Source organism: Sphaerotilus sp., assembly GCF_041083715.1.
Lineage (GTDB): Bacteria > Pseudomonadota > Gammaproteobacteria > Burkholderiales > Burkholderiaceae_C > Sphaerotilus.
The window spans coordinates 1-5,646 of record NZ_JBFPGY010000345.1 but is presented as its reverse complement, the minus strand read 5'-3'; the positions used below and the strand labels follow the sequence as shown (position 1 = coordinate 5,646).

Below are 5,646 nucleotides of genomic sequence, written 5' to 3'. Positions count from 1 at the left end.
AGCGGCGCCTGTTCGATGACCACTACCGCGTCTTCCATGATCCGCAGCACCGCACCGCACCGTCAACCGAGGCCGACTACCTCGCCAGCGAGCACGTCACCGTCGTGCACGACGCACCGCGGCGCACACTCGACGTGGACGACTGGCTGCTCGCGCAGGGCCTGCGGCGGCGTGTCGTGGCCAGCGTGCCGGCCTTTGCAGGTGTCGCCGGATTCGTGCGAGGCGGCCCCTGGCTGGTGACCGCACCCGGGCGACTGCGTGACGGCGTGCTGCGCGGACTCGCCGATGCGCCGGTGCCGGTGTCCGTGCCGATGCCGCCGCTGGCGATGTACATGGTCTGGCACCTGCGCCACCAGCAGGACCCGATGCACCGCTGGCTGCGACAGACCCTGGTCGAGGTCGCGTCACCGGCAGGGTCTCAGGCCCGCAGGTCCCAGGGCTGAACCAGCAGCTCGGACAGGTGCGCCAGCCGGCGGACCCGCCCGACGTGCTCCGGCCGCAGCGGCGCGTGCGGCAGGTAGGCGTAGACCACCATGCCCGCATTCAGTCCCGCCTCGATGCCGGCCCGGCTGTCCTCGACCACGGCGCATTCGGCCGGCGCCACGCCCATCGCTTCGGCGGCGTGCAGGAACAGCGCCGGATCGGGTTTGTAGCGGCCCAGTTCCACCGCACTGAACACGCGCGACGCCGGCACGAAGGCATCCAGCCCGGTCAGGCGCAGCAGCAGCTCGATCTTCGACCGCGGCCCGTTCGACGCCACGCAACACGGCAGACGCAGCCCGCGCAGCAAGTCGGTCGCGCCAGGAATCTCGCGCAGGTCGGTCTCGAAGCGGCGCGCCATCTCCACCCGAACCTGGCGCTCGAAATCCACCGGCAGCGGACACCCCCTGCGCTCCTCGACGATCTCCAGGCTGCGCGCCATGCTCTGGCCTTCGATGTCGCTGAACTGCAGCGTGACCGCGGGTCCGTCCGGCAGCGCGGCGATGGCATCGCGCATCGTCGCCAGCCAGATCGGCTCGCTGTCCACCAGCGTGCCATCGCAGTCGAAGATCAGCGCGCGGACCACCGGGTCGGCATTCACAGCGGTGCGCCCTTGGACGGATGCGGCATCCGTGCGGCCAGCCAGGTGCCCAGACTGCCGCACAGGCCGATGAGCGTGATGCCGGCGAAGGCGGTCAAGTCCGGCACATGGCCAAAGACGAACCAGCCGGACACGCCGGCGAACACGATCTGGAAATACAGGAACGGCGTCAGTGTCGCGACCGGCGCACGGGCGTAGGCCATGATCAGCAGCAGGTGTCCGATCGAGCCAAAGACGCACAGCAGCAGCAGCAACCCCCAGACGTGCAGACTCGGTGGCGTCTGCCAGGTCCACGGCAGCAGCAATGTCGCGGCCAGCGTCCCGACGCAACCGGTGTAGAACTGCGTCGTGGTCACGTCGTCCACCTCGGCCAGCCGCCGGGTCAGCATCTGGAACAGCGCGTTGCACAGCACCAGCAGCAGCGGCAGCAGCGTCGCCCAGTGGAACAGGTCGTGTGTCGGCCGGATGACGACCAGCGCGCCGACCAGCCCACCCAGCACCAGCAGCCACTCCAGCGGCGTGACCCGCTCGTCCAGCCGCCAGACCGCCAGCAGCGTGACGAACAGCGGCGTGAGCGTCACGACGGCGGTGAACTCGGCGATCGGCATGACCTTCAGGCTGTAGAAGGCGATCACGGTGGCCATGACCAACATCAGCCCGCGCAGCACCTGCAGGCCGGGGCGGCGGCTGTGGTGCAGCGTGCGGCGGCGCGGTGTCGTGACCGTGGCGACCGTGAGCAGCACCTGGAACAGGTAGCGGAACCAGACCACCATCACCACCGGCACCGCAGCCGCCAGCACCTTGGTCGTCGTGTCGAGCGACACGAAGAACGCCAGCGCCGCCAGCGTGCAGCCGATGGCCGCAGGTTTGCCCGAAGGGATCAGGCTCCTCACTGCAGTTCGATCCTGGCGGTCTGGATCACCTCACGCCAGCGGCGGATCTCCGCATTGAGCAGGGTATCGAGCTGGGCGGGTGTGCCGGCCTGGGCACGCACGCCGAGTTCCTGCAGCCGCTTCGTCACAGCCGGTGTGGCGAGCGCGTCCCGGGCCGCCTTGTTGATCTTCGCCACCACGTCGGCGGGTGTGCCGGCCGGCGCGGCCAGCGCGTTCCACGAGGTCACATCGTAGTGCGGGACACCGGCTTCCTGCACCGTCGGCACGTCCGGCAGCACCGGGTTGCGCCGATCGTCGGTCAACGCCAGCGCGCGCACCGCACCGCCCGTGATCTGTCCCAGCGTCGGGCCGAGGATCTCGACCGCGACATCCACGTCCCCGACCTTCAGCGCACGCAGCACATCGGGCGAGCCCTTGTAAGGCACGATCACCATGTCCAGCCCGGTACGCATCTTCAGCAACTCGGCGGCGAGGTGCTGCGTCGATCCGGCCGCGATGGTGCCGATGTTGAGCTTGCCGGGATTGGCGCGGGCGTAGGCGAGCACGTCCGGCAGTGTCCTGAAGCGCGAGCCGGCACCCACCGCCACGACCATCTCGAAAAACCCGAGCGTGGTGATGAGCGAGAAATCCCTGGTCACATCGAAGGGCAGCTTCCGGAACAGCGAGGCGCTGACCGCGTTGCCGTTGCTCATCAGCAGCAGCGTGTGGCCGTCCGGTGCAGCCCTGGCCACCGTCTGCGAGGCCACGATGCTGCCGGCGCTGGGCTTGTTGTCCACCACCATGGTCTGGCCGAGCAGCGGTCCCATGGCCTGCGCCACCGTGCGCGCGGTGATGTCGGCGATGCCCCCAGGCGCGAACGGCACCAGCAGCGTGATCGGCTTGCTCGGAAAGGTGTCGGCACGGGCCAGCAGCGGCACAGCCGATGCGGCAGCAAGCGTGGCGAGCACCTGACGGCGGTGGAGCAGCATGGTCAGAAGAACTCCTCGGTATCGATTTCGGTCTGCGTGGCCGCGTTGTAACGGGTGCCGTGCACGGTGTCCTGGTTGACCAGCGTGTCCAGCTGCTGCATCTGCGCCGGAGTCAGCATGACCCGGGCCGCACCGAGATTCTCTTCGAGATGCGCGACCGAGGTCGTGCCAGGGATCGGCAGGATGTGCGCGCCCCTGTGCAGCAGCCACGCCAGTGCAAGCTGCGCCAGCGTGCAGCCAGCCGCGCGGGCGACCTCGGCCACGCCGTCCAGCAGGCGCAGGTTCTCCGCGTAGTTCGCCGGCGCGAAACGCGGCATGGCGCGGCGGATGTCCTTGGCGTCGAAGGTCGACACATCACGCAGCGTCCCGGGCAGGAAGCCACGCGCCACCGGACTGAACGCCACGAACGCCGTGCCCAGTTCGCGGCAGGTGTCCAGCACGGCGATCTCCGGGTTGCGCGTCCACAGCGAGTACTCGGTCTGCAGCGCGGTGATCGGGAAGACCGCATGCGCCCGCCGCAGCGTCGCCGCAGACACCTCGGAGAGCCCGACCGCACGGATCTTGCCCTCGCCCACCAGCTCGCCGAGCGCGCCCACCGAGTCCTCGATCGGCACCGACTGGTCCCAGCGGTGCAGGTAGTAGAGGTCGATCACGTCGGTGCGCAGCCGCCGGAGCGCCGCCTCGCACGTGGCCTTGAGCGTGTTCGGCCGGCCGTCGATGACGCGCTTGCCATCCACCCCGGTCATGCCGCACTTGCTGGCCAGCGTGAAACGATGGCGGTGCGGCGCGAGCACGCGGCCGACGAGTTCCTCGTTGGCGCCGAAGCCGTAGAGCGCCGCGGTGTCGAAGTGCGTGACGCCCTGGTCCAGCGCCCGCAGCAGCAAGCCGGCGGCGTCATCGGGCGAAGGCGGCACGCCGTAGGCGTGGCTGAGGTTCATGCAGCCCAGGCCGATCGGGCTGACCTGGAAAGGACCAAGGAAACGGGTGGGCGACATGAAGGGCTCCTGGTTCCTGGATCAGCCCGCGTTGAGCTGCTGTTCCAGATCGTGCAGCACACGGTAGCAGGCCAGCACGCCTTCGACACTCGCATTCGGCTGCCGGCCTTCGCGGATCGCGGCGAAGAACTCGCGGTCCTGCAGCTCGATGCCGTTCATCGACACCGCCACCTGCGACACGTCGATCTTCTCTTCCTTGCCCGAGAACAGGTCATCGTAGCGGGCGATGTAGGTCGCGCTGTCACCGATGTAGCGGAAGAAGGTGCCGAGCGGGCCGTTGTTGTTGAAGGACAGGCTCAGCGTGCAGATCGCGCCGTTGGCCGCCTTCAGCTGGATGCTCATGTCCATCGCGATGCCCAGTGTCGGATGGATCGGACCCTGGATGGCGTTGGCCTTCACGATCGGACTGCCGCACTGGTAGGCGAACAGGTCGACCGTGTGCGCGGCGTGGTGCCACAGCAGGTGGTCGGTCCACGAACGCGCCTGGCCCAGCGCGTTCATGTTGGTGCGGCGGAAGAAATACGTCTGCACGTCCATCTGCTGGATGTTGAACGCACCCGCGGTGATCTGGTTGTGGACGTACTGGTGGCTGGGGTTGAAGCGGCGGGTGTGGCCGCACATCGCGACCAGACCGGATGCATTCGCCACGCGAGCGACGTCCTCTCCCTCGGCGAGCACGTCGCACAGCGGGATTTCCACCTGCACATGCTTGCCCGCCTTCAGGCACGCCAGCGTCTGCGAGGCGTGCATCTGCGTCGGCGTGCACAGGATGACAGCGTCCACCTCGGGCAGCGCCAGCGCGTCGGCGAGGTCGGTCGTGACGTGGCCGATGCCGTACTGGGCGGCGACTTCGCGGGTCTTCTCCAGGTCGCGGCTGATCAGCGAGACGACTTCCACGCCGTCGATGTTCTTGATGCCGTCGAGGTGCTTGATGCCGAAGGCGCCGGCGCCAGCCAGCGCAACGCGGATGGGGCCTTGATGCGGAGTACTCATGTCGAAAAATCCTTAAACGTTGTTCTCGAGAATGACGTGGCCCACGGCCGTGTTCGAAGCGGGCACATGGTAGAAGCGGTGCTTCAGGGTGGGCGACGGGCCGCCGTTCACGTCGGCCATCGCGCCGCGGGCGATCAGCCACATGACCAGCTCGATCCCTTCCGAGCCGGCTTCGCGCACGTAGTCGATGTGCGGCGTCGCGGCGGCGGCTTCCGGATCGGCGATCAGCTGGTCGAGCCAGGCGTTGTCCCACTCGCGGTTGATCAGCCCGGCACGCGGCCCCTGCAACTGGTGCGTCATGCCGCCCGTGCCCCAGATCTGCACGTTCAGCGGCCGGTCGTAGCTCTCCACCGCCTTGCGGATCGCCTTGCCCAGGTTGTAGCAGCGCCGACCCGACGGCACCGGGTACTGCACCACGTTGACCGCGAACGGGATCACGGGGCAAGGCCAGGCCTCGGGCTGGCCGCACATCAGCGACAGCGGCACGGTGAGGCCGTGGTCCACGTCCATCCTGTTGACGATGGTCAGGTCGAAGTCGTCCTGGATCACCGACTGCGCGATGTGCGCGGCGAGTTCCGGGTGGCCGATGACCTTGGGCACCGGGCGCGGACCCCAGCCCTCGTCGGCCGGCGTGAACTCGGCGGCACAGCCGATGGCAAACGTCGGGATCATCTCCAGACTGAATGCGGTCGCGTGGTCGTTGTAGACGAGGAAGA

Annotated in this window: 7 protein-coding genes; 1 reads left to right on the top strand and 6 read right to left on the bottom strand. The window is 68.4% G+C overall.

Translation table 11 applies throughout. From position 1 onward, the window contains the following. The coding region (locus tag AB3X43_RS16355; RefSeq protein ID WP_369430928.1) for a LysR substrate-binding domain-containing protein at positions 1-443 on the top strand (443 nt) is incomplete at its 5' end. Here the strand turns inward: AB3X43_RS16355 and AB3X43_RS16350 are convergent. From AB3X43_RS16350 to AB3X43_RS16325, 6 genes are all read right to left on the bottom strand, one after another. Then, a complete protein-coding gene (locus tag AB3X43_RS16350) occupies positions 419-1,081 on the bottom strand; it encodes an HAD family hydrolase (RefSeq protein WP_369430927.1) in 663 nt (220 codons plus the stop codon). The genes AB3X43_RS16355 and AB3X43_RS16350 overlap by 25 nt on opposite strands. Further along, complete coding sequence (locus tag AB3X43_RS16345; protein ID WP_369430926.1) at positions 1,078-1,974, bottom strand: DMT family transporter; 897 nt, start codon at positions 1,972-1,974, stop codon at positions 1,078-1,080. Before AB3X43_RS16345 ends, AB3X43_RS16350 begins: the two co-directional genes overlap by 4 nt. Beyond that, entirely contained in the window at positions 1,971-2,942 is a 972-nt protein-coding gene (locus tag AB3X43_RS16340) for a Bug family tripartite tricarboxylate transporter substrate binding protein (RefSeq protein ID WP_369430925.1), read from the bottom strand. Before AB3X43_RS16340 ends, AB3X43_RS16345 begins: the two co-directional genes overlap by 4 nt. A gap of 2 nt (positions 2,943-2,944) precedes the next feature. Further along, on the bottom strand, positions 2,945-3,937 hold the full coding sequence (locus AB3X43_RS16335; RefSeq protein WP_369430924.1) for an aldo/keto reductase: 993 nt from the start codon (positions 3,935-3,937) through the stop codon (positions 2,945-2,947). A gap of 21 nt (positions 3,938-3,958) precedes the next feature. Then, entirely contained in the window at positions 3,959-4,930 is a 972-nt protein-coding gene (locus tag AB3X43_RS16330; protein WP_369430923.1) for a Gfo/Idh/MocA family oxidoreductase, read from the bottom strand. Positions 4,931-4,942: 12 nt separating this feature from the next. Next, on the bottom strand, positions 4,943-5,646 hold a 704-nt coding region (locus tag AB3X43_RS16325; protein ID WP_369430922.1), incomplete at its 5' end, for a class III extradiol dioxygenase subunit beta.

Bases quoted from the DNA above. Each gene is read 5' to 3' on its own strand.
- AB3X43_RS16340 (WP_369430925.1), bottom strand. From the start codon at position 2,942: ATGCTGCTCCACCGCCGTCAGGTGCTCGCCACGCTTGCTGCCGCATCG.
- AB3X43_RS16335 (WP_369430924.1), bottom strand. From the start codon at position 3,937: ATGTCGCCCACCCGTTTCCTTGGTCCTTTCCAGGTCAGCCCGATCGGC.
- AB3X43_RS16330 (WP_369430923.1), bottom strand. From the start codon at position 4,930: ATGAGTACTCCGCATCAAGGCCCCATCCGCGTTGCGCTGGCTGGCGCC.